Genomic DNA, 26,920 nt, shown 5'->3' on the forward strand with positions numbered 1-26,920 from the left:
GTGGATTAGTGGGGGGCGGTGCGGCAATCCCCATTTGGTGACAAAAATGCAGTAGCGTTCCGTACGCTCGCACCCCTCGAACCACCGGCCCTGACAACAGCTTTGGGCCGGTGCTTAGCTAATTCCAATCCATCCACAGGAACGAACATTCACAGTGCGTCGTTACGCGAAGTCTGTGCACGTCTAAATCCGGGAATTTCTCTTGTCCAAACCTGGCGAACAAGATGGCGCTGGGCAGAAAGAAGCTGCCCATGATGTCCCGACATCTTCATCGGTCATCACCCTTCCACACTTCCCAATGACACGGGACATCCAGGCAGCTGTCCACAATTAGACTTGAAGCGTATCGCCACCCTTGAGATGAAGGATTTCGCGGGCTTCGTCAGGCGATGCGATATCAAGCCCGAGACCCTCGATAATCTTGCGCGCGAGGCGAACCTGCTCAGCATTGGACTCCGCCATACGGCCCGGCGCAGCCCACAGTGAATCCTCCAGCCCAACCCGAATATTTCCACCCATCGCTGCCGCCATCGCCGCGATCGGCAACTGATTTCGACCGGCACCCAGTACCGACCAAACGTACTGATCACCGAACAGCCGGTCGGCAGTGCGCTTCATGTGCAGCACGTCCTCCGGGTGCGCGCCTGTCCCGCCCTGCAATCCGAACACCGTCTGCACAAACAGCGGAGCTTTCACCAATCCCTGATCCAGGAAGTACTTCAGGTTATAGAGATGCGCAGTGTCGTAGCACTCGAACTCGAATCGCGTGCCGCTTCCCGAAAGCTTGCTCAGCACATACTCGATATCCTGGAACGTGTTGCGGAACACGATGTCCTTGTTCTCAACATGCTTGCGCTCCCACTCGTGCTCGAAGTTCTTGAAGCGGTTGAGCATGCCAAAGAATGCGAAGTTCATCGACCCCATGTTCAGCGATGCGACCTCCGGCTTGTAGAATTCCGCCGGGCGAACCCGCTCATCGACTGTCATGGTTGGCGATCCGCCGGTCGTGAGATTGACCACGGCATTGGAGCGCTGCTTGATGACCTTGAGGAATGGCGCAAACGCTTCGGGGCTCTGGTCGGGCTGGCCGGTTTTCGGATTGCGCGCATGAAGATGGACGATGGCAGCGCCTGCCTCCGCGGCGCCGATGGCCGCATCGGCGATTTCCTGCGGAGTCACCGGCAGCGCCTTGGACATCGACGGCGTATGGATCGCGCCGGTCACGGCGCAGGTGATGATGACTTTACGGCTCATCGTCTGGTCTCTTTCTCTTGAGTGAATATCAGTTGATTTGTTTCGTCTTGTGCGCGACCAGCGCCGCCAAACGTTCGTTCCGCTGGCTTGTCAACCCCCCGATCCGCTTTGGCGTTGGCTGATGCGGCCACGCGGCAATAACGCGGTCGACGTTCGGGCTGTTGTAAACCTCCGGCCCGGCTGACTCGGCTGCCAGTTCCTTGTAGAATCCGGTGTAACGCGCGCAGTAATCCGGAATGCCGCCGGGCGCGTTCAATTCGATGGTTTCGAACGGCCCAAGAAACGACCATCGCAATCCAAGGCCGTCCTTGACGGTGTGGTCGAGATCTTCGGCCGACATATAGCCCTCCCCCACTAACCGGAAGGCTTCCGCGAGAAGCGCGCCTTGCAAGCGGTTTAGAACGAAGCCGTTGATCTCCTTGTTGACGGTGACCGGCACTTGTCCAATGGCGTGATAAATCCTCCGAGCACGCGATATCGCTTCTTGGGATGTCCAAGGCGCACCGCAAAGTTCAACCAGCGGCACCAGGTGCGGTGGATTGACCGGATGGCCGACAAGGCATCGCGCACGGCCCGTGAGACTTTCCGTGAAACGCGAAGCCACGATGGCCGATGTCGACGATACCAACAGAGTGTCCGGTGCGGCTAGGCGATCAAGCTCGGCGAACAGTGCGATCTTGTCCTCGACCTTTTCGGGACCATTCTCCTGGACGAACTCCGCGTCCTTCAGCGCGTCCGCAAGACCCGATGCCACCGAAATGCGCGACATCGCACCTTCAGGATCATCGGCTAGGCCGTGACGGTTAAGCGCGCGCAGTTCGTCGTAGATCAGCCCGGGCGCCGCGCCTAATGTGGGCGCGTGTGAATCAGTCAGCCGCACGCTCCAGCCGGCGCGGGCAAATATTGCCGCCCATGCTCGTCCGATCAGGCCAACACCTACGATGGCAACGTTTCTCTTATTGGACATGTTTCTTGTCTTTCGCCCTCATAGCCAGAGCACCTTACGTCGCAGATCGAGATCGTCGCGCAACGCTTTCGACGGTCCCTCATGAATGATGCGTCCACGCTCCAGCGCTACCGTCGTATCCGACAAGGCCAGTGCGAGATCAAGATGATGGTCGACGATGATGATCGCCACCTCCTTGCGCAGCCGGTCGAACGCTTCGAACAGCTGCTCGACGATGGCGGGAGCAAGTCCCTCGAACGGTTCGTCGAGCAGCAGCACTCGCACATCACCGGACAACGCGCGCGCCACCGCTACCATCTGCTGTTCGCCGCCAGAAAGATAATCCGCTGGACTGTCGAGCCGCTCGCGGATGCGCGGGAAATATTCGTAAACGCGTTCTCGGGTCCAATGCACGCCGTTGCCGGTCTGCCGCTTCAATCCACCTAGTTCGAGATTGTGTTCGACGCTCATGCCGGCGAACAGACCGCGGCCCTGAGGCACATAACCGACGCCGAGACGTGCGCACTCAGCGGACGCGCGCCCGACCAACTCAGCGTCGGCCAGACGGATTGATCCACCCGCAGCAGGCGCGATGCCAACCAACGTTTTCAGTAACGTCGATTTGCCAGCGCCATTGCGGCCCAATAGCGCGATGATCTCGTTGTTGTGCAGCGTGAAGTTGACGCCGTTAAGAATGTGACTCTTTCCGTAAAACGTATCGACCCCGTCCACGGTAAGCAGAGCGCTCGTCTTGGCTGAGGTCTCGCGCGGTTTCGCAGCCACGGCGGCGGCGCCCGAGCCGATGTAGATTTCCTGAACCTTCCTGCTGCTGCGCGCATCCGCGACGGTGCCGTCGAGCAGCACACGCCCCTCGTTCATCACAGTGACGTGGTCGGCGAGCGCAAACACCCGGTCGATATCATGCTCCACCAGCAGGACCGGCAGATCCGACGAGATGCGCTTGATGATAGCACCGATCCGCTCGCGCTCGGCGGCGGCAAGTCCGGCAAGCGGTTCATCGAGCAGCAACACGCGCGGCGCGGTGGCAAGCGCAACACCCATGTCCAGCAACCGCTGGCCGCCGTAGGATAGCGCGCCCGCTTCAGCCTTCTCGATGCCCGCAAGACCGAGATAGCGGATGACCTCACCGGTCTCGCGATTGATCGCGTCGATCGACAGCGCATTGGTGAATGGATCAAACCGGCGCGGATGCCGGGCCTGCACCGCGAGACGAATGTTTTCGCCGACGCTCAGCTCCGGAAATAGATTGGTAATCTGGAATGAGCGGCCAATGCCTGCTTCTGCGATCTCTTCCGGAGAATGACCCGCGATGGGCTTACCCATCAACGCCGCTTCACCCTCATCCGGCGGAAACATCCCTGACAGAAGGTTGAATGCCGTTGTCTTGCCCGCGCCGTTGGGACCGATAAGCGCGTGCAGCGTCTTGTCTGCGATGGAGATATCGACGCCCTGCACCGCCTTGATGCCACCGAAACTCTTGACCATGTCGCGGGCAGCGAGCACCGGACCTTCGATGGCGGTCTTTGGCCGCAAGAATTCCGGGAGTGGCAACGCCTCGATCCTGCGAGCCGACATCGCGGCATCCTCAGTCACCTTCTTGCGGAACGGCGCGAGTAGACGTTCCCCAACACCGACCAGGCCAGTCGGCGAGAACACGATGAAGCCGACGAAGACAAGGCCAAACCAGAGTAGCCAGTTCTCGGTATAAATGCCGAAGAACTCGCGAAAGAGAATGAAGAACAGCGCGCCAAGTGCAGGGCCGAGGAAACTGCGCATACCTCCGATCACGACCATTGCGAGCAGTTCGCCCGAGAACGCCACGGAGATTGGATCGGCCGATGTCATGCGGTTCTTGTACAGCAGCAAGATGCCGGCAAGTCCGGTCAGTGCGGCCGAGAGCGTGAAGGCTGCGAGCTTGTAGCGGTTGGTCGGATAGCCGAGGAACCTCGCGCGTTGCTCGTTTTCGCGAATCGCCACCAGCACCGTACCGACGGTCGAGTTATGGAAGCGCCACAACAGCACAAGCACCGCGAAGGCGATCGCCGCGACAAACCAGTAATACGTGACCGACGAATCCAGATTGAGGCCTAGAGTCCTTGGGCGGACGATGCCTCCGAGGCCGTTCTCCCCGCCGGTTACGTCCGTCCAGCGAAACGACACCGAATAGAGCATCGCTGCAAGCGCAAGCGTCAACAGCGAAAAGTACACACCGCGCCGCCGCAGGATAAGGAAGCCAAACGGAATGGCGACCACCACAATGATAATGATCGCTCCGATCGCGGGGCCAAAGAATGAGTCCGGCATCAGGTTACGCTGAAGCAGGCCTGCGGCGTAGGCCGCAAGTCCGAACCAGGCGCCGTGACCGAAGGATACCAATCCGGTGTGGCCAACGAGAATATTGAGCGCCATACAGGCGATGCCGAATACGACGACTTCTGTCGCTGATGTCATGGTCAGGCCGGACGCAATCAACGCCCATGGCAAAACAATTAGGCCGATGGCGGCAACGATCAACTGAACGGGGATGCGCTTGAGCATGGCGAACGACCTCACTCGAAGCGGGTGATGCGCTCACCGAACAGCCCGCGCGGTCTGAACACAAGCACCAGAAGCATGAGAAGGTAGATCGCGGCGGTGGATGCAGCGGAATAGCCGATGCCGACCATCACACCTTTCACCAAGCCGACCAATAGTGCAGCGACAACGACGCCCCAGAACGATCCGAGTCCACCGATCACCACCACGACGAAGGCCGGCGTGATGATCTCATTGCCCATCGCCGGATGAACCGCATAGATCGGCGCGAGCAGCACCCCCGCCAGCCCGGCAAGGCCAATACCCAGCGCTGCGACGGCGGACATATAGGGCTGCAGGGAGATCCCAAGCGCGCCCACCATGTCCGGGTTCTGCACCCCAGCACGCACCACACGGCCGAACGCTGTCATTCGCAGCAGGAACCACAGCCCGGCAACGCAGGCTGTGGCTATGCCGAGCAGCACGACGCGATAGAAGGAGTAGATAAAGGAGCCGATGGCAACCTGTCCGCGCAGATCCTGCGGAATCGAATAGGATAACGGCGGCGCACCGAATATCATCCGCAGCGCTTGCTCTGCCACCATCGCGAGCCCGAATGTCAGAAGCAGCGAGAGAATGGGGTCGGAGCGGTAGAAGCGCGTGAAAAGCAGCCGCTCGATCACCACGCCAAGCAGCGCGACTGCGACCGGCGACAGAACCAGTGCGCCGCTGAACCCGAGATAGGGCGAGATCACCAGCGTAAGATAGGCACCGATCGCAAAGAAGGCTCCGTGCGCGAGATTGACGATGCCGCCAAGCGAAAAGATGAGCGAGAGACCAAGTGCGATTAGCAGATAGTAGACGCCGTCGAGCAATCCGTTGAGAATTTGCTGCGCAAGCAGTATTCCGGACATTGTCGTCGCCCCGCGATCTATGGGCCACGCGCCACACGTGTGCCGATGAACAAAAGGAAATGTGCGACCCTCCGAATGCCATGGAGGATCGCATCAAGTCGGCCTTATGAGGGGAACGTACAACTGTTCTCTTCTTTAGTAGCCGCGATGACTTCGAGGTCTTCGTTCGGACCGGGTACGGGACCGCTCGACGAGAAGATGTCCCACTGGTTCTTGATTTGAGCCGCAGGCAGCGCTTTCACTGCATACATCTCATGCATGAGTTGATGATCCGAGGCACGGAAATAACCCGGCCGTGTCTTTAGCAGGTCGAACTTCGCGCCCTTCTCGAAGTGCTCGATGATCTTCGGCGACTCCGCTGACTTCAGGTCGTTGACAGCCTGTGCAACGATCTTGGTGGCGATGTAGTCGCCCCAGGCCTGATTCTCCGGCGGCTTGTTGTACTTCTTGGTGAAGGCGCCGACGAACGCCTTGGTGCCGGGCGTGTCGATGAGGTGATGCCACACCACCGGCCATGTGCCGACAAAATTTCCCTTGCCTGCCGCCCATGCTAGCGCGGTGTCGAAACCAAAGCCGCCGACCGGATAGGTCAGGCCGAACTCGGCATACTGCTTGAGGAAGTTGGTGATCTGGTTGCCAGCGAGATTGATGACCACGAGGTCCGGCTTGGAATCGCGGATCTTGAGCAGATACGCCGAGAAATCCGTGGCATCGGTCGGCACCAGATCGTCACCGGCGAACTGACCGCCATTGCCTTCCATGAATCGCTTGGCGACCCGCAGCAGGTCGTGACCGAAGGCATAGTCCGCCGTCAGCGAATACCACTTCTTGCCCTTGACCAGCCCTTCCTGAAGGAACGAGCGACCGACCGTCTTCACATACATCGAGTTCTGCGACTCGACGTGGAACATGTAGCGCTGGCAGTCCTTGCCACGCAGAGCATCGGAGTTGCCGCCGGTGTTGATGAACAGTGTCTTGTTGCGCGACGCCACCTGCGCGATGGTGAGGCACGAGGCTGACGAAATCTCGCCGATGATGCAGGCGACCTTGTCGCGCTCGATCATCCGCTCGGCCTTGGTGGAGGCGGTCTGCGGATTGACGGAATCTTCCTTCAGCACCTCGACCTTGCGGCCCATCATGCCGCCCGCCGCGTTGATTTCCTCGACTGCGAGATCGACCGCCATCACGGCGTACTCTCCGAGTGGACCGAGAAAGCCGGTGCGCGGCGTCAGGTGACCGATGCGAATGACGTCGGCCGATTGCGCCCGCAAAATCGACGGCGCGGAAATTCCAGACACCAGCGCCAGACCGCCTGCGGTCTTCAGCAAACTACGTCGCGTGAATTTATCCTTGGTCGACATAAGCCATCCTCCCTGTGACGACCGCATTTCGCGGCATTTATTTCCGGCCAGGCGCTGCGCGTTTGCTGGGGGCGCTTATATCGCTTGCCGTGATCTGTGATCACACTTAGACTGGCAAAGGAAAACAACGTTGTCGAGTCCCTTGTTTCGCTTTTTATGCATCCCGCAGGATCAACGGCCATGAACCGCCCCGCCGCGCTTGACCTGGTTGAGCCGCTCGACCGGCAGACACTGGGCGGGCGTGCTTACGCGCAACTTTCAGATTTGCTGATCTCCGGCCGGATGGCGCCTGGCGAGAAGATCTCGCTCCGTCAGGCAGCCGAGGTGCTTGGGGTCTCAATTATGCCGGTGCGCGAGGCCGTCTCCCGGCTGGTCGCCGACGGTGCGCTCGAAGTCACGCCGAACCGAGCCGTTCGCGTGCGATTGATGACCGCGGCACAATTTCGCGATCTGACACAAGCACGTATCGCGATCGAAGGTCACGTCGCCGCGACAGCCGCCAAAAATCGCAGCGATGGCGATCTCAAAACGATCGCACGCGCGGAAGCCGCGATGCGCTCTGAGAGCCGCGCCACCAAGCCCGACTTGCCCCGCGCGGTCGAACTCAACAAAGCGTTCCACTTCGCGGTGTATGAGGCCGCTCACTCAGCCACGCTGGTGGAAATTATTCGCGCGCTTTGGCTCAAAGCGGGCCCGGTGATCAATCTCGATTTGCGCGCCAACCCCGAGCGGCTGGCGAAGGGCGATGCCGTGCGCTTCCACGCCAGGGTGCTCGCTGCCATCAGGGCTGGCGACGAAGCCGGCGCTCGGGAGGGAATTGCTGCGGACATTGCCAACGCGGCGGAGGTCATTCTTTCCCGCGGCGGCCTCGCTGAACAATAATTATCATCGTCTGAGGATGGCATGAATCTCGACATCAAAGGGTTGCGCGTGCTGGTAACGGCTGGCGCCAACGGAATTGGGCTCGCCATTGCGCGGGCTTTCGCCGGCGAAGGCGCCAAGGTTCACATCTGCGATGTGGACATAGAGGCACTCAAAGCACTGAAAACGAGCGATCCGGCATTGACGCAAACGATCTGCGACGTTTCCGATCGCACTGCCGTGAAAGCGCTGTTCGCCGAAGCGACCATGACTCTCGCCGGGCTCGATGTGCTGGTCAACAATGCAGGTATCGCCGGGCCGACCGCGAAGGTCGAGGACATGAATCCCGAGGACTGGGACCGCTGCCTGGAAATTTGTCTCACCGGGCAATTCAACTGCGCGCGGCTGGCGGTGCCGCTGCTGCGTGAGAGCAAGAACGCTTCGATCGTTAACATTTCATCTGCGGCCGGCCGTCTCGGCTTTGCCATGCGCACGCCTTACGCCGCCGCCAAATGGGGCGTGATCGGATTCACGAAATCGCTATCCATTGAACTCGGGCCGGACAACATCCGCGTCAACGCAATCCTGCCCGGCCTTGTCGCAGGTGACAGGCAGCGGCGCGTGCTTGAATCTAAAGCACAGCAACGCGGCATCTCGTTCGCAGAGATGGAGAAAACCGCGTTCTCCTACACATCGATCAAGGACTATGTCACGCCGGAGCAGATCGCCGACCAGATCGTCTTCATGTGCAGTCCAAAAGGGCGGACCATTTCAGGTCAGGCGATCTCGATCTGCGGCGATACACAAATGCTCGGCTGAGGCGACAGCTCACACTTGAGCGGCAGACGGAGGGTTTCGCCATGCGCCGTTAAAGGAGCTTCGAAGGCAGCACTGTACGGCTGCCCGATCTATGCTCTCTTTGACGGACAACAAGCGCCGCCCCGGAGGACGGCGCTTCGTCACATCATCGTTGAGCAATGAGCGGACACCCACCCTCACTTAGCGGGCGAAAGGCTTCCTCGGCCGGTATCGTCGAAACGATATCGTAGTAATCCCACCGCTGCTTGGACTCGGCGGGCTTCTTCACCCGTGCGATATACATGTCGTGAAGAAACTGACCATCAGCCCTAACCTTTCCGTTTGGCGCGAATGCATCCGAAACGGGAAGCTCACGCATCTTGTCGGCTACTACGAACGTCATAGCCTATTCCGCCCATTCACAGGCATCACGACCAACATTAGGGACGCCGCTATCGGCTCCATCAACTCAAAAGGGATTGACGTAGTTCAGGATTGCAATCTGTCTCAACAGCACCTTGCGGATGACATGCGTCGCCTTGACATGGTCGGTGAAGATGGCGGCTTCGCCGACACTTCCGGCAGGTAACTGCGCCGCAATCCCGGCATCATCGAGTTTCACGCGGGCGACGAACGGCGCGGACTGCACCGCTTTTGGCATCACGGCCACGCCGGATGTCTGGGTCTGCCCCGTGGCGACAGCCTGCAGAATGCTTTCCACTCGCCCGGCATAGACCTTGCCCGGGAAAAACTTGAACGTCACCTCGACGGTCTGCCCGGTTCGCAGATATCGCGCATCGTTCTGCGCGATTTCGACGCCGACAATCGTGTCCGACGTATCGATGAACGCCATCACCGGCGACAACGGCAGGTTTGCCACTCGCGCGCCCTTACGCAGCGCGACGTTGGTCACATAGCCATCGGCCGGCGCGCGCACGATAGTCTTTTCCAGATTCCATCGCGCGCTGTCGCGCTGCGCATTCAGTTGATCGACTTCCGATTGCCGCTGCTGAACATCGAAGCCGCGCCCGGCATCGCGCTCAAGCAGTTGGGTCATCTGTGCAAGACGCATGTCCGATAGTTTCAGTTGCGCTTCGATCCCTTTCACCTGCGCGTCGTAGGGCACCGGATCGATCCTGAACAGCACGTCGCCGGCCTTAAGCGGAGTATTGGCTGCGACCGGCACATCGATCACCTCGCCGGCAACGTCCGGGACAATGGAGACCGCGTGGCGGACCACCAGCGCAGGCCCCTGCGGCGCGCCCCATCCCATCGGGATGAACAGCAACAGGTTCAAGAGCAGGAGGACAATAAAAGGAGAGCATTTCCAGAAGAGGTTGAAACGAACGATGCCCGTTCGCACAAGAACGAACAGCAGAACCAGATAAACCGCCATGATCGCGATCATCATGACTACTGCTCCTTCTTGCTGGAGGCAGGCACATCGACGTAAGCCCAGATCAATGCGACCGGCCAGAGCGCGAAGCCGCAGATCAGGGTGACCCAGCCCGCCACGGTCACGGCCTCCGCCTGCGGATGGCCGCGGGTTTTCGCGATATGCCCCGGCAGCCAGCCGGCGATACAGAACAGGCCGACAATGCAGGCGGCCAAGATGATCAAAACAATCCAGGCGAAAATGTCGAATCCGCTCATGTGACCTCTTCTCTAGTTCACCGCCTGCGCCTCCGGGAATTTCCACTTGCCGCTCAGGATTTCGGCGCGCGGGCGATAGAGCCGCACCGTGTAGTTCCAGCCCTTCATGGTCGGAAGGCAGTTGGGAATCTTGCCATCGCATCCGCCGAACTGGATGGTCACCGATCCATCGGCATTCCGTTTCGAGGTGAGGTTGTTGAGCGAATAGGCGTTGTACGGGTTCTTCTCGTAGTAGCCGGCGGCATTGTAGAGACTGACCGACCAGAACGCATCGACCGGCACATCCTTGACGTTGAGCTTGTAGATCGTTGTGCCGTCATTCTTCGATGGCGAGAAGTTTAGATAGGTCGCGTCCTTATCCGGATTGCCACCCCAGCCCGCCGACGTACCGATCAAATGCCTGATGGGGTCGACCTGACCTTTGGTGCCGAAGGCATGCGAGAAGCCGCCTGAATATTTCGCCAGCACCAGAAGCGCGTCGTGGATATCTTTCCGGGCGGCCTGATCCCAATTCGGCAGATCTAGTTTCCCCTCGCTCTTCTGACTTGCCTTGATCGCGTCTTGCAGATCGTGAACCTGCTTGAGGTCTTCTGGGCTGTTTGGGTCAACCAGCGTACGGACACCAGCGACGACATACCGTGTGCCCACATTTTCCTTTGTCAATTTGTGCGACCCGGCGCCGTAATAAACAGCCGGAACGTAATGATCCTCGTTAATGATTTGCAGCGACATAAAGCGCTTGCCCGCGTTCGGCATCGTGACGGTCACAGGCCCCGCCTCGAGGTCGAACACGGCGAAAGAATAGAGCGTGTCGCGATTCAGGCGAATGACCGTCTGACTATCGATGTTTGCCGGCTCGCGGTTATGCTTGAATTTCCCCAAATTGCCTTCTTTGAGAAGATTACCGATATATGCGTCGGACTCGGCACGAGCGAAATTGTCCAATGTAACAGGCACGGAACCACCCGCTGGCGACTGGGCCTGCGCCGCGCTGACTACAGCGGACACCAATCCCGAAACAAAGAGAGTGATGAGTATCTTCATGACATCAATTCCTTTCATGCTCAGTTCACTGCAATAGTGAAGTCGCCTGTAATTACCGCCTTCTCTCGCGTCATCGCTTGATCAGCGGCGGCGGGTAGTAAGTCCCGTTCGCCACGCCTTCTGTCGGGCGATAGAACCGGAACGTGAGGCGGTACTTCTGCCCTTTTGGCGTCGGCAGCCAGTTGCCGTCGGGCGCGTCGGCAGGCTTCTGATCGGCAAAATATAGCGTCAGCGAGCCGTCCGCGCCGTATTGCAGCTTCGACTGGTTATTGATCAGAAACCGGTTGATTGAATTGGGCAGGACGCGGAAACGGTGACCGTCCACGGCGATCACCGACCAGAAGAACGTCGCATACTGAGCTGGCAGCCCATCCTTCGGAAAGGTCAGCGTATAGACATTGTCACCGCTGATCTCGGCTCCGGCCTGATCGAGGCCTCCTCGATAGTAAAGAACTTCCGGTTTGATGGCCCAGATTCCGCCGTTGTTGACCAGCGTCCGCGCCAGATAGTCGAGGCCATATTCGCCGACGACGCCGGGACGCGCCCAGCCGTTCTGCACCGTGCCGTGGCCAATGATGACCGCGGCCTTACCCAAATCGGCGAAGGCGCGGGTGCGGATCACCTGATCGACGCGTACGCGCTCGGCAGCGTCCTTGACACCTTTGGCGATGGCACGGGCCTTCTGGCCCAACGCTTCCAGCCCGACGCTGAGATCCGGTTCGCTGTCGAGTGCGATATCGGCGGCTTCGAAGGCTTCGACGCCCGGCAACGCCTCCAGCTCGAATAGCGGCGTCTTGGGAATGTCCGGAAGCTTCGGCGTGCCTGTCGCCCCGAACTTGAACTGGTGTTGCAAGGCGATTGCCGCATCCGGATCGGAGCCAAGCTCGACCCGGGCAAGCACGCGAGAATATTTCACCGGCAGATCGATGCGCGTCGCTCCCACAGGGATCGCGACGTTGGCGCCCCTGAGGCACATGGCGAACTCCCCAAACGGCCGCTTGGGAAAGAGGCGCTCGTTAATGTTGGCAATTGTCTCGCCCCAGCCATTGAGAAAGTGGACCGTGTAGTAGCGGCCCTCGACCTTCGGCACGCTGACGATGGTGCAACTGCTCTCATCGACTGCGACCCACGCTTCGGAGTAGGCCACGTCGAGGTTGGGATTCGGCCAATCCACGGCGCCAGGCTTGCGATGTAAGAGCTCGTTCCATTTGAATCCTTCCTGGAAATCGATCTGCTGTTGACGCGTTACCAGCAGGCGGCCCAGCAGGTAGATATACGCGTCGCTGATGTCCTGATCCGCGATGCGGGCGGGCTGCGGCTGCGCGTGTACTGTCGCTGTCGTCGCGAAAAACAGAGCGAATACCGCGCAAACAAGTTTGTTCATGGCGTACTCCTATCCGCATCTCTGAATACTGTTCACGGCTCGAACCCGAAAACCCTCTTCCAGTCCCGCTTCATGTCGACGACGGTCCAGCCTCTTGTCTTCGCCTCCTCCCATGCCTTGTCGAGCTGTCCGATCTTCGACGGGCGGTCATAGGCATATTCGCGCGCGGCATCGGTGTGGTGGACGATGCCAGCAAACCGCGCGCCGCTTCCCGCCACCGTCCATTGCAGCATCTGATGGTCACCGTCTGAATTGCCGAAGGCGAATATCGGACGACGGCCGATCATCATATTGATGCCGGCAGGTTTACCCGGCCCGTCGTCGATAAACTGCACCTTGGCCGTCTTCAGCAAAGACGCCCTGCCCGTCGCGTCGAGCTGATATTTCGTGACGCCGGTTGAGCCGACCACCTGCTCGGGCGGAATGCCGTAGGCCCTTTCGGCCCACACCCGCATGAACTCGACGCCGCCGCCGGACACGATGAACGTCTTGAAACCGTTGGTGCGAAGGTAAGCCAGCAGTTCGACCATCGGCTGATAGATCAGCTCGTTATACGGCCGGTTGAAGCGTGGATGTTTTGCGATCGCGAGCCAATCAGCGACGGACTTCGCGAATTCATCCGTGGACATGCCGCTATGCGCCGCAGCCACCAGCGTCAGCAGGGCCTTCTCGCCCTGCTCCGCCAACGCCTTCTTATCGCCGGAGAGAAACGCCTTGAACGGCTGCTGCTGCTTCCATTCAGGATGCTGCGCCGCCATCGCCTTGACCCGGTCGAGCGCAAAGGCAGCCTGAAAATAGATCGGCTGCTCGCACCACAGTGTGCCGTCATTGTCGAACACGGCGATGCGCTCGGCGGGCGGCACAAAATCGGGCCCGCCCTGCGTGGTTACGCGCTGAACGAAGTCTGTGATGGATTTTTTGACCGAGCCGTCATTCCATGAAGGCAATGGATGAGACTGGGCAAGGGCGGCCGGCGCTGGCAGAAACATGACCGACAGCACAGCGAACACGAAGCGTCGGGTGAACTCCCTCGACAACCTCATTGATGCCGAGGTGCATCTTCGCACTAGGCACCGGCCGGCATTTCTGCCGGCCAGCATGGCGTAATGTTAGTGCGGCGGCTCGAGGTTCTTTTGCATCTTCTCGACCAGTTGATCGATGCTGAAGCTCGACGGCCGCTGGCTTGGCGGAAACTCCTTGAACGTCGCCAAAAACGGAGCCACGACAGATTGAGACGCGATGAATGGGCCTGCTCCGTCCGACATGAAAAAGTCGTAGAACGTGTTCGACGTGATGTCCGCGCGCTCATAGGGGTCCGACCGCAGATCGAAAATTTTCGGGACGCGCAGCTTGGTAAAAGGTTCGGCCCAAATTCGCATCGTGCCCGTCGCACGCTGCTCCTCGAACACGATCTTCCAGTTTTCGTAACGCATGGCGACGAGATCGCCGTCGTCGTTGAGGTAGAAGAACTCCTTGCGCGCGCTGCGTGGCTGTTGACCGGTGAGATAGGGCAACTGGTTGTAGCCATCGAGATGGACTTTCCAGGTCTTGCTGCCGGCCTGGTAACCTTTGAGCAGTTTGTCTTTGATGTCAGGATCGCCGACTGCCGCCATCAGGGTCGGCAGCCAGTCGAGGCCACTGACTGTGTCGTTCGAGACCGAGCCGGGTTGAACTTTGCCCGGCCAGCGGATCATGCAGGGGACGCGGAAGGCGCCTTCCCAGTTGGTATTCTTTTCGCTACGGAACGGCGTCGTACCGGCATCCGGCCAGGAATTCTGATGCGGACCATTGTCGGTTGTGTAGATCACGATGGTGTCGTTACCGATGCCGAGATCGTCCACTGCTTTGAGAATCGTTCCGATCACCGCATCGTGCTCGATCATCCCGTCGGCATATTCGGTCCGTGCGGTCAGTCCCGGCTTGTCGCGATGGGATTCCCGCACATGTGTGCGGAAGTGCATGCGCGTCGAGTTGAACCAGCAGAAAAACGGCGTGTTCGCCTTGGTTTGACGCTGGATGAAGTCGATGGCGGCCGCCGAGGTCTCGTCGTCGACTGTCTCCATGCGCTTCTTGGTAAGCGGGCCTGTATCCTCGATGGTCTGCTTGCCGACCTTGCCCCAGCGCGGCTGCTCGGTCGGATCGTCGCGGTCCGATGCCTTAGAGCGCAGGACGCCACGGGGACCGAGGGCTTCACGGAATCGGGGGTCGCGCGGATACGTCCGCGATTCCGGATCTTCCTCCGCGTTGAGATGATAGAGATTGCCATAGAACTCATCGAAGCCGTGCACTGTCGGCAGATATTCGTTGCGGTCGCCGAGGTGGTTCTTTCCGAATTGGCCGGTGGCGTAGCCGAGCGGCTTGAGTAACTCGGCAAGCGTCACGTCCCTGGCCTGCAAGCCCACCGTCGCGCCGGGAATGCCCACCTTGGAAAGGCCAGTGCGCAGGGTGCATTGACCGGTAATGAACGACGAGCGGCCAGCAGTGCAACTCTGCTCGGCGTAGTAGTCGGTGAACATCATGCCTTCTTTGGCGATCCGATCGATGTTCGGGGTCTTGTAACCCATCAGGCCGAACGAATAGGCGCTGATGTTGGTCTGGCCGACGTCGTCACCGAAGATAACGAGGATGTTCGGCTTGCGTCCGGATGGAGCAACCGTTGTCGTCGTGGCCGGTGCAGTCGCTGGTGCAGCCTTCTGCGTCTGCGCCGTCGCAGTTGCTGTCATCGTCGCCATTGCGACCAGAGCCGAGGTGCCGAGCAGAATGTTGCGGCGGCTGAGAGCGCTATCTTCGCTGGATGAAGCTTCGAGTTGGTCCGGGTCTTTCGCTTTGCTTGTCATGCTACTCTCCACAAGAAAGTTGAAGCTTACGGCGTGGCGAGATTCCTTCTGACGCATCGAAATCCGACGTGACTGGTGGACGTGTCGATCGGCTCGGCGTGGCGAGCGGCCGGCCGATAGCGGCGACAATAATTTGGTGCGCAGAGGTGCGAGCCGCCTTTGAGCACCTTGCGCGGAATTCTGATGTTGGGCTGGCAGGCGTCGTAACTTTGGTCTTCGCGGCCGCCGCGCGGGTTTGCCGGAATGCAGCATGCCTTCGGCGCATCTGCTTCATGCTTCGGTGAGTACCAGTCGCTGGTCCATTCCCAGACATTGCCGATCATGTCGTGAACGCCGTAACCGTTCGGCGGAGAAGCCATCACCGGCGAGGTGCGCTCAAAGCCATCCTGACTGAGGTTTTGCCGCGGGAACTCGCCCTGCCAGGTATTGGCCATATGCGCGCCGCCCGGCGTGAACTCGTCGCCCCAAGCGAACTCGGCGCCATCGAGACCGCCGCGTGCCGCGAACTCCCATTCGGCTTCGGTCGGCAAATCCTTACCGGCCCACTTTGCGTAAGCGAGCGCGTCCGAATACGAAACGTGCACGACAGGATGATTGTCGTGCACGTTGATGTTAGATTTGGGCCCATAGGGATGACGCCAGTCGGCGTTCTTCATGAAGGACCACCACTCGGCCCAGTTGCGCAGATCGACTGGCTGACGCGGCGGCGTGAACACCAGCGAACCGGCATAAAGCATGTGAGGCAGCGCGCCGGGGTAGTCTTTCGGATCGGGCGGAATTTCGGCGAAGGTCACATGCCCTGTTGCCTTGACGAACGCCTTGAACTGCCTGTTCGTGACCGGGGTCCGGTCGATCCAGAAGCCATCGACTATGACGCGATGGACCGGCGCCTCTTCGGGGTAATGGTTGTCTGATCCCATGCGGAATGTGCCGCCGGGAATCCAGGCCATGTCGCGGGTTCGATCATCGTCCGAGGATTGATCTCCCCACTCCGTATCGGGCCGCAACATTGTTATCATGGCATTCCCACTAACGCTGCATTCCAGAACAGTAGCCTATTGCGGGCAGAAGTCCCAGCAACCCTGGGTCCGGCCCGAATCGGTATAGTACCAGCAGTAACCGGGCGCCGGCGGCGATCCCGCCCACGGTCGCTTGACTTATTGATCTATTGATCAGCCTCTCAAAGTCGTGGCTACAAGTTTGTGCGATGCGGATCGACGGGCTTGAACTGGACCGCGGAACTTAGCGCGCTGGATGGCTAGTCACGAGCAGACTAAGCGCGTGTTTCGAGGTTTGGATGTGCAGTTTGTGCCAATTTTGCTCTGTCACAAAAATAGGATTAAAAGAACATTCGTAACGGCTCACAATTGTTCTAAAAATAGCACGTGTTTTATGCGTTGCTTATTTGAGGTTGTTGTCGCTCAAGAATTTCGCCTAGACTGAGCGTGACCATACTCGCGGTCGCACGTCAATTCCTTGGGCGGAGGTAACGATGCGATACGGTTTTCGTTTGTTCGGCGTGGCGGCCACTCTGTTCCTCGGTGTTGCAGGTGAGTCAGCAGATGCAGCGGAAGGCGGCTTCGGTGTTTATCTGCTTGGTGCGCGCGGTCCGATGGCCGGCTTTACTCCACCACCCGGGGTCTATTTCCAGGACGACACCTATTTTTATTCGGGAAAGATCGGTGGCGGCCGCGCGCTTCCAACCGGCGGTTTGCTCGTTGCAAATGTGAGTGCCCAAAGCTGGTTCAATCTTCCGACAACATTGTGGGTAACGCCCGCAAAAATTCTGGGTGGCGATCTCGCGTTCTCGGCGACCATTCCGACTTTTGGCGCGCCGCGCGTTAATGCCAATTTGCTGGTAAATTCTCCCCGATTCGGGCCTATTGGCCTCAACGTAACCGACGACAAGACCAACCTGAGCGACTTCCAGGTCGGCTCATTCCTCGGATGGCATTCGGGAAATTTTCACTGGCAACTCGGTGTCAGCGGCATCATTCCATCCGGCAGCTATGTCTTGGGGCAGTTGTCAAATGCGTCGTTGAACCGGCCAGCGGTGGATGTTTCCGGCACGCTGACATGGCTCGACCCCGCGATCGGTGTTGATCTATCCATGGCCATGGGCGTCACCTTCAATCAGGTCAACCGAGCGACGGACTACAAGACCGGTGACGAATTCCATCTCGAATGGGCTACCTCGAAGTACATCACCAAGGAATTCACCATCGGTCTCGTCGGCTATTACTATCAGCAGTTCACCGGCGACAGCGGCAGCGGCGCGAGACTTGGAGCCTTCGAAGGGCGCGTCATCGCGCTCGGCGGAACGGTCGGCTACACTTTTGAAGTCGGAAAGCTGCCGATTTCGACACGCATCAAAGTCTATCGTGAGTTCGATGTGCAGAATCGCATGGAGGGCACAGCGGGCTTCTTCACGGTCTCGCTTCCCCTTGGCGTCGATTCATCGGTGAAGCCGATGGCGTCAGCGATCAAGGCTAAGTTCTAGGCGGTCTTAGGCACTTCACCCTGTCGCTGTCCTATTGAAAGGGACGACATGATGAGTGAACTTTCGGTAACCACCGCCCGCGTGAATGACTTCGAGGATTTCCGCGAAGCGGTTCACGGCTCCCACGTTGATGTGATGCAGCTTGAGCGTGGCAGGCTGCGTGGCTCTCTGACCCATGTTGGGATTGGAGATTTCTCCCTCAGCGTTGGATCGTTCTCGGCGGGAATTCGAACGCAGCGGACGTCCAAGGAGCAAAAGCTCATTGTCGGGATGCTCCTGGAATCCAGGAAGCGAGTCACGCACTGGTCGTACGACATGCAGCCAGGTGACGTTCTGGTTATTCCTCCGGCTATCGACCATGATGGCAGGTTCTTTGGTGCAGCATCCTACGCTGCCATTCGTCTGGATCTGACGGATGTCGCCAGCACCTTCGGTGGCGAAACGGATTTGGCCGATCCTGCAACCTGGAGCGCGAAGAATCGTTACAGGGCAGATCCTTACATAGGCGCAGTTGCGATTCAGGGGGTGCGCAAGATCGTCTCACGTCTCACGGACCCACACATCAAGTTGCCTGAGCAGTCGGCTGATTTCTGGAGACGCTCAATCACCGATGCCATGATGGCAACAGTCATGCATTCCTTGCCATCGAACAATGCCGGACCGTTGCTGTCTGCCGTTCGGCTGACCCGCAACGTCGAGCACTACATCGAGGCTGCAGGTGTCAGGCCTGTTCATATTTCTGAGATCTGTGCCAATTTTGGCGTATCTCGTCGAAGCCTCCACCGCGCATTTGACGAGGTGCTCGGCATCGGACCGGTAACGTTCCTGCGCTACAAGCGCCTGTGCGGCATTCATTCCGTACTGCGAGAAAGCGATCCTGCTCAAACCACGGTGGCCGAGATCGCAATCCAACATGGATTTATTGAGTTGGGGCGTTTCGCCCACTATTACTACACGCTATTCGGCGAGTATCCCTCCAAGACGCTGAGAGCACGTTCGGGCAGGTTTGCAACACCCCGCGCGGTAATGCTCCGTAACCGCTTCGCAGCGTAAAGCGCTGAAGCGCTGGGCCGTGCGCCAAACGCGCTGCTTGACGGCACTTTCGCGCACACGGCTGCTGCACGCACACGTCAAGGCACACTATCGCAACGCGGCTAATGCAGGCCGGCGTAAACAAGTGGGAAGCGGCGGGCATTCTCGGCCGTCGAGCTGCTTGACCGTCTACGCCAATCACCACCCGCAACACTTCCAACGAGCGGCAAAAGCCATCGGCTATCGGCTCCGAACGAAAAATTGGCCGAAACGCCGGTCAGTGACCGGAAGCGTCGTGCACCACCGAGTCAAAACCAGTGAAATTGTTGGTGGGCCCGGCAGGACTCGAACCTGCAACCAGACCGTTATGAGCGGTCGGCTCTAACCATTGAGCTACAGGCCCCGCCGGTCCCCGCGACGCAGCGGGCAACGGTGCAAGCACCCCATACAATGACCGCCGCCGCCGGGCAATCCAAGGCGCGCGCCTTCCGGAAAATATCCCGGCCTAGTTGGAGCAAAATGGCCGCCTTTGGAAGGTATTCTATCAAGAAGGCATACTCTGTGACGCTCAGGCGACTTCACCCGCCAGTTCATCAATTGCGTCATAGACAAGATCGAGGTCGCTCGCCGTACTGCAATAGGGCGGCATGATGTAGATCGTGTTGCCAAGCGGCCGGACCAGCAACCCGCGCGCGAGAAACCCGCGGTAGAGCCGGGGGCCGATATCCGCCAGGTAGCCCGCGTCCTTCGCCACGATATCGAGCGCCGCGATGGTCCCAATCTGACGCACATTGGCAAAACGCCGATCGTCATAAAATCTAGCGAGCCTGTCTTTATGCAACGCCGCGAGTGAACCAATCCGCTGCATCACCGGTTCGCGTTGCCAGATTTCCAGATTGGCCAATGCAGCCGCGCACGCGACTGGATTCGCGGTGTACGAGCTGGAATGAAAGAACGTCTTGCTGCGGTCGGGCGAATAGTGCGCGTCGAAAATGTCGGCACGGCACAGCGTCACCGCCAGTGGTACAGAGCCACCCGTCAGCCCTTTCGAATAGCACGCGATATCAGGCGCGATCCCGGCCTGCTCGCAGGCGAACAAGGTGCCGGTCCGCCCCCACCCCGTCATCACCTCATCGGCGATGAACAAAACGTCGTGCGTCTCGCAGACGCGTTTCATCTCCGCCAGAACATTTGGCGGATAGATCAACATGCCGCCCGCACCGAGAATAAGCGGCTCCACAATCAACGCGGCAACATCGCCGCGCTTGCACGCCGCTGTCAGCGCATCGAGCGTTGCCTGCTCGCGCCCGGATGCGGGGAACGGAATTCGCTCGACATCGAACAGCAGCGGGTCATACGGCGCGTTAAACACGCCGCGCTCGCCGACCGACATGCCGCCGATGGTGTCGCCGTGATAGGCCCCTTCAAGCGCGAGAATTCGGGTCCGTTTGGCGCCGCGATGCTGCCAGAATCCCAGCGCCATTTTCAGCGCGACTTCGACCGAGGTCGATCCGCTGTCGGAGAAGAAGACATACTCAAGCTCAGGCGGCGTAATCTCAACCAGATGCCGCGCCAGCTTTTCCGCCGGCTCATGCGTGAAGCCCGCGAAAATCACCTGATCCAGCCGGTCGATCTGATCCTTGATCGCCTGCACGATGTGCGGGTGGCGATGACCATGGGTCACCACCCACCACGATGAGATCGCATCGAAAATCCGGCGGCCATCGGCAGCTTCCAGCCACGCGCCCTCGCCTTTGGAAATCAGCGTTGGTTCGGGTTGCACCGCATGTTGCGTGAACGGATGCCAGACCGGAGATTTCGTCATCGGCCTGCCTCCTTCAGAAAATCATCGACATTGAAATGCTGCGCGAGCGCTGCGCGCAGAGTTTCAAGCGTAAGCGAAGCGAGAAGCGGCAGCCTGCCCAGATGCCGGGTCTGACCCATCTTGCAGATAATCCGCTCGGACTCGGCATTTTCGTCGCCGATAAACGCTACACCCAACAACGGAACATCGCGCGAGCGCAAAGCCTCGATCGACAGCAAACTATGATTGATGGTGCCCAGCGTGGTGCGTGCGCACAGCACGACCGGCGCACCCCATTTGCCCATGACGTCTATATAGGTCAGATTCTCCGCCAGCGGGACCATCAAGCCACCAGCGCCTTCAATCACCAGAGGCCGATCGACATCCGGCAATGCGAGCATCTGCGGGTCGATCGCAATGCCGTCGATTTTCGCCGCAAGATGCGGCGAGGCCGGCGTCTTCAGCCGGTACGCCTCACGCAGCATGCGCTGTTCGGAGAGACCGGACAGCCGCATCACCGTTTCGCGGTCGGTCTCCTCGTCGAGACCGGCCTGCACCGGTTTCCAGTAAAATGCGTCGAGCGCGCCTGCGAGTGCCGCGGCAAAGACCGTCTTGCCGATCCCGGTATCCGTTCCCGTGACGACGACTCGCGCGCTCATGCCGCTTTCCGCATGTCTTCGGCAAGCGCCTCGAACAACTCCGCGACCACCGCCTCATCGACATTCAGCGTCAGCGCGATGCGCAGGCGCGCAGTTCCTTCGGGGACAGTTGGCGGACGTATCGCGCGAATGTCGAAGCCACGCTGCTGAAGTAATGCAGCGACAGCGACTGCCGCACGGTCGGCGCCAATAACGACAGGAATAATCTGCGAGCCGGATGGCGTTATACCGCAGCGGCGGCGAAGCTCGCCACCAGCGAACTGCACTAAACCCGCCAGTCGCTCGCGACGCTCCGGATTTGTTCTGGAAATTTCTATCGCTGAACGCGTGATCGCCGCTGTCAGCGGTGACGGCGCCGTTGCGAAGATAAAGGGCCGTGCGCGATTAACGAGAAAATCGCGGATCGTGCGCGGCGCCAGGATAAACCCGCCAACAGTCCCCAATGCTTTGCCGCACGTATGCAGTGTGATGACGTTGTCGCGTCCTTCGAAGGGAGCAGCCAGTCCCCGCCCCTGCGGGCCGAGCACGCCGGTCGCATGCGCTTCGTCGATCACAACCATCGCCTCATGACGATCGGCGACCGCAAACAATCCCGCGATGTCCGGGCTGTCGCCATCCATACTGTAAAGGCTCTCGACTGAAATCCATGGGCGCCCCTTGCCGCCGGCTGCGCGCCAGCGGGCAATCGCAGCATCGAACGCATCAATGCTGTTATGCGCAACGGCGACGTGATCGGCACGGCCGCTGCGCAAGCCTTCATGCACGCTGGCGTGGACCAGTTCATCATGGACCACCAGGTCTCCGCGTTGCGGCAGGGTGGAGAAGATTGCAAAATTCGCGACATAACCGCCGCCGAAGTAAAGCGCCGTCTCCGCGCCGAAGTAAGCCGCAGCCTCGCTTTCGAGTGCCTCATGCTCTTCGTGATTTCCACGCAGCAGACGCGATCCGCCAGCTCCAACCGGAACGCCCCGCGCGACAGCTTCGGATGCCGCGCGCCTCAATTCACCGGATTCGGCAAGGCCCAGATAGTCGTTCGATGTGAAATCGATTCCGGAGCGACCGCGAAGTGATCGCAACCGGCCGCGGCCTGCGAGATCGTTCAAATCGGCTTCGAACCTCTCATGCATGCTGCAATTCCATCGAGTGAAGAAAAACTGGCACCGTTAGTTACAGCAAGTACGAATCAGCAGCTTGCGTGCATTGTCCAATTTCGCGGATAAGCGCTAGAGTTTCTGGTTTCTTTCATTGACGAGAACAACCCGCGGCTGAAATTGCTGCGCCTCGGCCTCATCAAAATTCGCATAGGCAACGATGATGACCTTGTCGCCCATCATCGCGAGCCGCGCCGCCGCTCCGTTCAGGCCAATAATGCCCGAGCCCGCAGGCGCCTCGATCACATAGGTCGAGAACCGCGCGCCGGTATCGATGTTGTAGATATCGACCCGTTCGTTGATGAGAAAACCCGCGGCATCAATGAGCGTACGATCGATCGAGATCGACCCTTCATAATGCAGATCCGCCTCCGTCACGCGTGCGCGGTGGATCTTGCCCTTCATCAGCGTAACGTGCATCGACCTGCCCTGGTTCCGGCGCGGACCTTTCGCGCGGGAGTCCGTTAGGACGACCGTCTGCCGAGGTCAAGACTCTAGGGGAATTGGCTGTCAGGCGAAAGCCATGCGCCGCCGCCGTGCGCGCATCAGCAGCGCCACGACGATTGCGATATTCAAGGCATTCCAGCCGACACCGTTCAGGAAGGCTGCTGCATAGGAGCCAGTCGCATCGAAGATGACGCCGGAAATCCACCCCCCGAACGACATGCCAAGCACGGACGCGAAGATGACAATGCCGACGCGGGTCGCGGCTACGTTTGACGGCATCGATTCCCGCACAATGATGGCGTAGCTCGGGACAATGCCGCCCTGAAACAGGCCGAACATCGCAGAGATAATATACAGCGACGTCAAGCCATCGAAGAACAGATAGAACATCAATGCGACGCCCTGCGCGATCGAGCCAACCAGCAGTGTGCGCAACCCGCCAATGCGGTCGGCGAGAAAGCCGGACGCGATCCGGCTGACAATCCCGAAAGCCAGCATCAGCGACAGCATTTCGGCGCCACGCGCCACGCCGTAACCAAGATCGCCGCAATAGGCGACGATATGAACTTGTGGCATCGACATCGCCACGCAGCAAGCAATAGCCGCGATGCCCAGCACCGTGGTCAGGGCGTTGGTGCTGATCTGCAGATCGACGCGCGGCGGCGGTGCATCTTCATGCGAACGCACCGATTCACTGCCGATCTGCCAGCGCAGAATCGCGACGACGACCGCCATGACGATGGTGCAGCCGATACCGATCGCGATGTGCGTGGCGCGCCATCCGGCATAGGCGGTGCCACGCTCGACGATCGTCGGCCAGAACGTGCCCGCGATGTAGTTTCCGCTGGCGGCAATGGTAACCGCAAGTCCGCGATGGCGATCAAACCAGTGCGACGCCTCGGTCATCAGCGGCCCGAAGGTTGCGGCAGCACCGAGACCAATCAGAAAGTGCATGAGATTGAATTGCCAGAGCGCCGCGGCATAGCCTGCGCCGAGGTAGCCGAACAGCATGGCCACAATACCGATCGTGATCGCCGGCACGATGCCGAAGCGATCCGACAGTTTGCCCATGACGACCCCGCCCAAGCCGAAGCCGAGCATGGTGCAGGTGAAGGCCAGGGACGCAGCGCCCCGCGTCGCGCCGAAATCGGCCTGCACCACAGGCATGACCACCACAACGGACCACATCCCGACGCTGCCGATCGATCCAACGATCAGGGCAATACCCAGCCGTACCCACGCTGCGCGCGAGTCGGGGGTGAAAGTCGTGGAATGAGACTGTGAATCAATAGAGCCCGGCACGGAGGCAACTTCGTCGGCCTTGCCCCACGGGTCAAGTCATTCTCCGAAGGGCGGTTATGCGAGAATATCATCCTCCAGGAAGCCCGCATTTCGGCCACCGGGTTTCCCGTTAACTCTTTCCTAACCATAAACTGGGCAAATTTTGCCGAGTGAAGTCGAGTGTCGTCGGTCGCTGAACGGGGAATGCCCGTGGATGCCAGTGCGGTGCCTCACTTTAGGAACGGTGGCCCTTCGGCCGCCGCTCAAACCTTTGGGGCTCGCGAGCGACATTCGCGGGGGGAAGCGGCAACGATGGTTGATGTGACGGCGGGTCAAGGCAGCGCGGCGGTCAGCTCCGGATTTCCCAGCTTCAGCGACATCGGCACCATGCTCAGGCGAGGCGATCTCGCGCTCGCCTTCGGCGTCCTCACCATTCTGGTGGTGCTGATCCTGCCGCTGCCGGCGGTGGTGCTCGATCTGTTTCTGGCGATCTCGATCACGCTCTCAATCCTGATCCTGATGACGGCGCTGTTCATTCAGACTCCGCTCGAATTCTCGGCGTTTCCGACGATCCTGCTGATTTCGACCATGCTGCGGCTGTCGCTCAACCTCGCCTCGACCCGCCTGATCCTGTCGCATGGCCATGAAGGCACCGCCGCCGCGGGCCACGTCATCGAAGCGTTCGGCAACTTCGTGATGGGCGGTAATTTCGTCATCGGCATCATCGTCTTCACCATCCTCGTGATCGTGAACTTCGTCGTCATCACCAAGGGTTCAGGCCGCATCGCCGAAGTCGCGGCCCGCTTCCACCTCGACTCGATGCCCGGCAAGCAGATGGCCATCGATGCCGATCTCTCGGCCGGTCTGATCGATGAGAAGGTCGCCAAGCAGCGCCGCAAGGAGTTGGAAGACGAAAGCGGTTTCTTCGGCGCCATGGACGGCGCCTCCAAGTTCGTGCGCGGCGACGCCATCGCCGGATTGCTGGTGGTGTTCATCAACGTAATCGGCGGCATTATCATCGGCGTTGCCCAGCAAGGAATGAGCTTCGGTGACGCGGCCAAGGTTTATACGCTGCTGACGGTCGGTGACGGCCTCGTTACGCAGGTGCCTGCCCTTATTGTTTCGACGGCCGCCGGCCTGCTGGTGTCGAAGGCAGGCGTCACAGGCGCCGCCGACAAGGCCATGATGAAGCAGTTGTCCGGCTACCCGCAGGCACTTGGCATGTCGTCCGGTGTGATGCTGGTGCTGGGGCTGTTGCCGGGCATTCCCATGCTGCCGTTCCTGCTGCTCGGCGGCGGTGCAGGCTGGCTGGCCTGGAATGCACGCACCCGTAATCACACCGCCAAGGCCGAGGAAGCGCGTGAGGCTGCCGCACCAGCTGCGGCCGCAGCCGCAGCAGCCGCAGCCGATGAGCCGATTTCGAGCGCACTCAAGATTGACGATCTCAAGATCGAGCTGGGTTACGCGCTGCTGCCGCTGGTTAACGGACCGGACGGCACCGATCGCCTGACCGACCAGATCAAGGCTTTACGCCGCTCGCTAGCCACCGAGATGGGCTTTGTAATGCCGGCCGTGCGCATTCTCGACAACGTGCAGCTCGAAGCGAACACCTACGTCATCAAGATCAAGGAGGTCGATGCCGGGACCGGGCGCATCTGGGCAAACCAGTTCATGGTGATGGATCCGGCGGGCAATCAGGTTAACATTCCGGGCACCCACACCACCGAGCCCACATTCGGATTGCCGGCGACCTGGGTCGATGCGTCGCTCAAGGAAGAAGCCTCACTCAAGGGCTACACGGTGGTGGATTCGGCGACTGTCCTCTCCACGCACCTCACCGAACTGCTCAAGGGCAACATGTCGGACCTGCTGTCCTACGGCGAGGTCCAGAAACTGCTCAGGGATCTGCCAAAGGAACAGGGCGAACTGGTCAAGGACATTGTGCCGAACCAGATCACGGGATCCGGTATCCAGCGCGTCCTGCAACTGTTGCTGGCCGAGCGCATCTCGATCCGCGATCTGTCTACCATCCTCGAAGGTATCGCCGACGGACTTGCCTTCTCCCGCAATCCATCGACGCTGGCGGAACATGTACGTGCCAGGCTCGCGCGGCAGATTTGCGCGCAGAACACGTCGATGAACGGTTACCTCCCGCTAATCGCGCTCAGTGCAAAATGGGAGCAGGCTTTCGCGGAGTCGCTGATCGGGACCGGTGAAGAACGCAGTCTCGCGATGCAGCCGTCGAAACTTTCGGAATTTATGACCATCGTGCGCGACCGTTTCGAGCAGGCCGCACGCGAAGGCGAGGCGCCGGTGCTGGTGACATCGGCCGCCATCCGGCCATTCGTACGCTCGCTGGTGGAACGTTTCCGCGCCCAGACGACTGTCTTGTCACAGGCGGAAATCCATCCCCGGGCGCGTCTGAAAACGGTCGGGAGCATCTGATCCGGTATAGGATT

At 59.8% G+C, this 26,920-nt stretch carries 23 protein-coding genes and 1 tRNA gene; 5 read left to right on the top strand and 19 right to left on the bottom strand.

The features are described 5' to 3' along the window. Positions 1-330 precede the first annotated feature (330 nt). The 5 genes from kce to BN32_RS21595 form a co-directional block, all read right to left on the bottom strand. A complete protein-coding gene (gene kce / locus BN32_RS21575) occupies positions 331-1,254 on the bottom strand; it encodes a 3,5-dioxohexanoate:acetyl-CoA acetone transferase (protein ID WP_019195933.1) in 924 nt (307 codons plus the stop codon). Positions 1,255-1,282: 28 nt separating this feature from the next. Then, the gene (locus BN32_RS21580; RefSeq protein ID WP_019195932.1) at positions 1,283-2,221 is read right to left on the bottom strand and encodes a 3-hydroxyacyl-CoA dehydrogenase; all 939 of its coding nucleotides are present in this window, start codon (positions 2,219-2,221) and stop codon (positions 1,283-1,285) included. Between the two features lie 18 nt (positions 2,222-2,239). After that, the gene (locus tag BN32_RS21585; protein ID WP_019195931.1) at positions 2,240-4,759 is read right to left on the bottom strand and encodes a branched-chain amino acid ABC transporter ATP-binding protein/permease; all 2,520 of its coding nucleotides are present in this window, start codon (positions 4,757-4,759) and stop codon (positions 2,240-2,242) included. Between the two features lie 11 nt (positions 4,760-4,770). Then, positions 4,771-5,649 carry a branched-chain amino acid ABC transporter permease gene (locus BN32_RS21590; protein WP_019195930.1) on the bottom strand — a complete coding sequence of 293 codons (879 nt, stop codon included), beginning with the start codon at positions 5,647-5,649 and terminating at the stop codon, positions 4,771-4,773. Positions 5,650-5,753: 104 nt separating this feature from the next. Continuing rightward, on the bottom strand, positions 5,754-7,010 hold the full coding sequence (locus BN32_RS21595; RefSeq protein WP_019195929.1) for an ABC transporter substrate-binding protein: 1,257 nt from the start codon (positions 7,008-7,010) through the stop codon (positions 5,754-5,756). Between the two features lie 180 nt (positions 7,011-7,190). Here BN32_RS21595 and BN32_RS21600 point away from each other — a divergent pair, with 180 nt between their 5' ends. After that, positions 7,191-7,892, top strand: a complete 702-nt coding sequence (locus BN32_RS21600; RefSeq protein ID WP_019195928.1) for a GntR family transcriptional regulator — start codon at positions 7,191-7,193, stop codon at positions 7,890-7,892. A gap of 21 nt (positions 7,893-7,913) precedes the next feature. Then, the gene (locus tag BN32_RS21605; RefSeq protein ID WP_019195927.1) at positions 7,914-8,690 is read left to right on the top strand and encodes an SDR family oxidoreductase; all 777 of its coding nucleotides are present in this window, start codon (positions 7,914-7,916) and stop codon (positions 8,688-8,690) included. A gap of 145 nt (positions 8,691-8,835) precedes the next feature. Here the strand turns inward: BN32_RS21605 and BN32_RS21610 are convergent, their stop codons facing one another. The 8 genes from BN32_RS21610 to BN32_RS21645 all read right to left on the bottom strand — a co-directional run bounded on the left by BN32_RS21610 (position 8,836) and on the right by BN32_RS21645 (position 16,597). Then, positions 8,836-9,072, bottom strand: a complete 237-nt coding sequence (locus BN32_RS21610) for a hypothetical protein (protein ID WP_019195926.1) — start codon at positions 9,070-9,072, stop codon at positions 8,836-8,838. A gap of 66 nt (positions 9,073-9,138) precedes the next feature. Beyond that, positions 9,139-10,080, bottom strand: coding sequence for an HlyD family secretion protein (locus BN32_RS21615; protein ID WP_019195925.1), 942 nt, complete (start codon positions 10,078-10,080; stop codon positions 9,139-9,141). 2 nt (positions 10,081-10,082) lie between these two features. After that, the gene (locus tag BN32_RS21620) at positions 10,083-10,322 is read right to left on the bottom strand and encodes a DUF3302 domain-containing protein (RefSeq protein WP_019195924.1); all 240 of its coding nucleotides are present in this window, start codon (positions 10,320-10,322) and stop codon (positions 10,083-10,085) included. Positions 10,323-10,334: 12 nt separating this feature from the next. Further along, positions 10,335-11,366 carry a DUF1254 domain-containing protein gene (locus tag BN32_RS21625; RefSeq protein ID WP_040427427.1) on the bottom strand — a complete coding sequence of 344 codons (1,032 nt, stop codon included), beginning with the start codon at positions 11,364-11,366 and terminating at the stop codon, positions 10,335-10,337. A gap of 70 nt (positions 11,367-11,436) precedes the next feature. Next, positions 11,437-12,750, bottom strand: a complete 1,314-nt coding sequence (locus tag BN32_RS21630; protein WP_019195922.1) for a DUF1214 domain-containing protein — start codon at positions 12,748-12,750, stop codon at positions 11,437-11,439. A gap of 32 nt (positions 12,751-12,782) precedes the next feature. Then, the gene (locus BN32_RS21635; RefSeq protein ID WP_082757411.1) at positions 12,783-13,793 is read right to left on the bottom strand and encodes an HAD family hydrolase; all 1,011 of its coding nucleotides are present in this window, start codon (positions 13,791-13,793) and stop codon (positions 12,783-12,785) included. 66 nt (positions 13,794-13,859) lie between these two features. Then, positions 13,860-15,587, bottom strand: coding sequence for an arylsulfatase (locus BN32_RS21640; RefSeq protein WP_019195920.1), 1,728 nt, complete (start codon positions 15,585-15,587; stop codon positions 13,860-13,862). A 26-nt stretch (positions 15,588-15,613) separates the two neighbouring features. After that, entirely contained in the window at positions 15,614-16,597 is a 984-nt protein-coding gene (locus tag BN32_RS21645; protein WP_040427185.1) for a formylglycine-generating enzyme family protein, read from the bottom strand. Between the two features lie 482 nt (positions 16,598-17,079). Here BN32_RS21645 and BN32_RS21650 point away from each other — a divergent pair, with 482 nt between their 5' ends. Both BN32_RS21650 and BN32_RS21655 read left to right on the top strand, forming a co-directional pair. Beyond that, positions 17,080-18,087: a SphA family protein gene (locus BN32_RS21650; RefSeq protein ID WP_019195918.1), complete on the top strand. Its 1,008-nt coding sequence runs from the start codon at positions 17,080-17,082 to the stop codon at positions 18,085-18,087. A 48-nt stretch (positions 18,088-18,135) separates the two neighbouring features. Beyond that, positions 18,136-19,140 (top strand): helix-turn-helix domain-containing protein, encoded by a 1,005-nt coding sequence (locus BN32_RS21655; protein WP_019195917.1) that lies wholly within the window; start codon positions 18,136-18,138, stop codon positions 19,138-19,140. 306 nt (positions 19,141-19,446) lie between these two features. Here BN32_RS21655 and BN32_RS21660 read toward each other — a convergent pair. The 6 genes from BN32_RS21660 to BN32_RS21685 form a co-directional block, all read right to left on the bottom strand. Beyond that, positions 19,447-19,522 (bottom strand) — tRNA-Ile (locus BN32_RS21660). Between the two features lie 165 nt (positions 19,523-19,687). Next, a complete protein-coding gene (locus BN32_RS21665; RefSeq protein ID WP_019195916.1) occupies positions 19,688-20,944 on the bottom strand; it encodes an adenosylmethionine--8-amino-7-oxononanoate transaminase in 1,257 nt (418 codons plus the stop codon). Continuing rightward, positions 20,941-21,582: a dethiobiotin synthase gene (bioD, locus tag BN32_RS21670; RefSeq protein ID WP_019195915.1), complete on the bottom strand. Its 642-nt coding sequence runs from the start codon at positions 21,580-21,582 to the stop codon at positions 20,941-20,943. The genes BN32_RS21665 and bioD overlap by 4 nt, the downstream gene beginning before the upstream one ends. Next, positions 21,579-22,709 carry an 8-amino-7-oxononanoate synthase gene (locus BN32_RS21675; RefSeq protein WP_019195914.1) on the bottom strand — a complete coding sequence of 377 codons (1,131 nt, stop codon included), beginning with the start codon at positions 22,707-22,709 and terminating at the stop codon, positions 21,579-21,581. The genes bioD and BN32_RS21675 overlap by 4 nt, the downstream gene beginning before the upstream one ends. A 96-nt stretch (positions 22,710-22,805) precedes the next feature. Then, positions 22,806-23,153 carry an aspartate 1-decarboxylase gene (gene panD / locus BN32_RS21680; protein WP_019195913.1) on the bottom strand — a complete coding sequence of 116 codons (348 nt, stop codon included), beginning with the start codon at positions 23,151-23,153 and terminating at the stop codon, positions 22,806-22,808. Positions 23,154-23,243: 90 nt separating this feature from the next. After that, positions 23,244-24,482, bottom strand: a complete 1,239-nt coding sequence (locus BN32_RS21685) for an MFS transporter (RefSeq protein WP_040427187.1) — start codon at positions 24,480-24,482, stop codon at positions 23,244-23,246. A gap of 291 nt (positions 24,483-24,773) precedes the next feature. Between BN32_RS21685 and flhA the strand changes: the two genes are divergently transcribed. Continuing rightward, complete coding sequence (gene flhA, locus BN32_RS21690; RefSeq protein ID WP_019195911.1) at positions 24,774-26,906, top strand: flagellar biosynthesis protein FlhA; 2,133 nt, start codon at positions 24,774-24,776, stop codon at positions 26,904-26,906. Positions 26,907-26,920 lie beyond the last annotated feature (14 nt).

Source organism: Afipia birgiae 34632 (genome assembly GCF_000308295.2).
Classification (GTDB): domain Bacteria; phylum Pseudomonadota; class Alphaproteobacteria; order Rhizobiales; family Xanthobacteraceae; genus Afipia; species Afipia birgiae.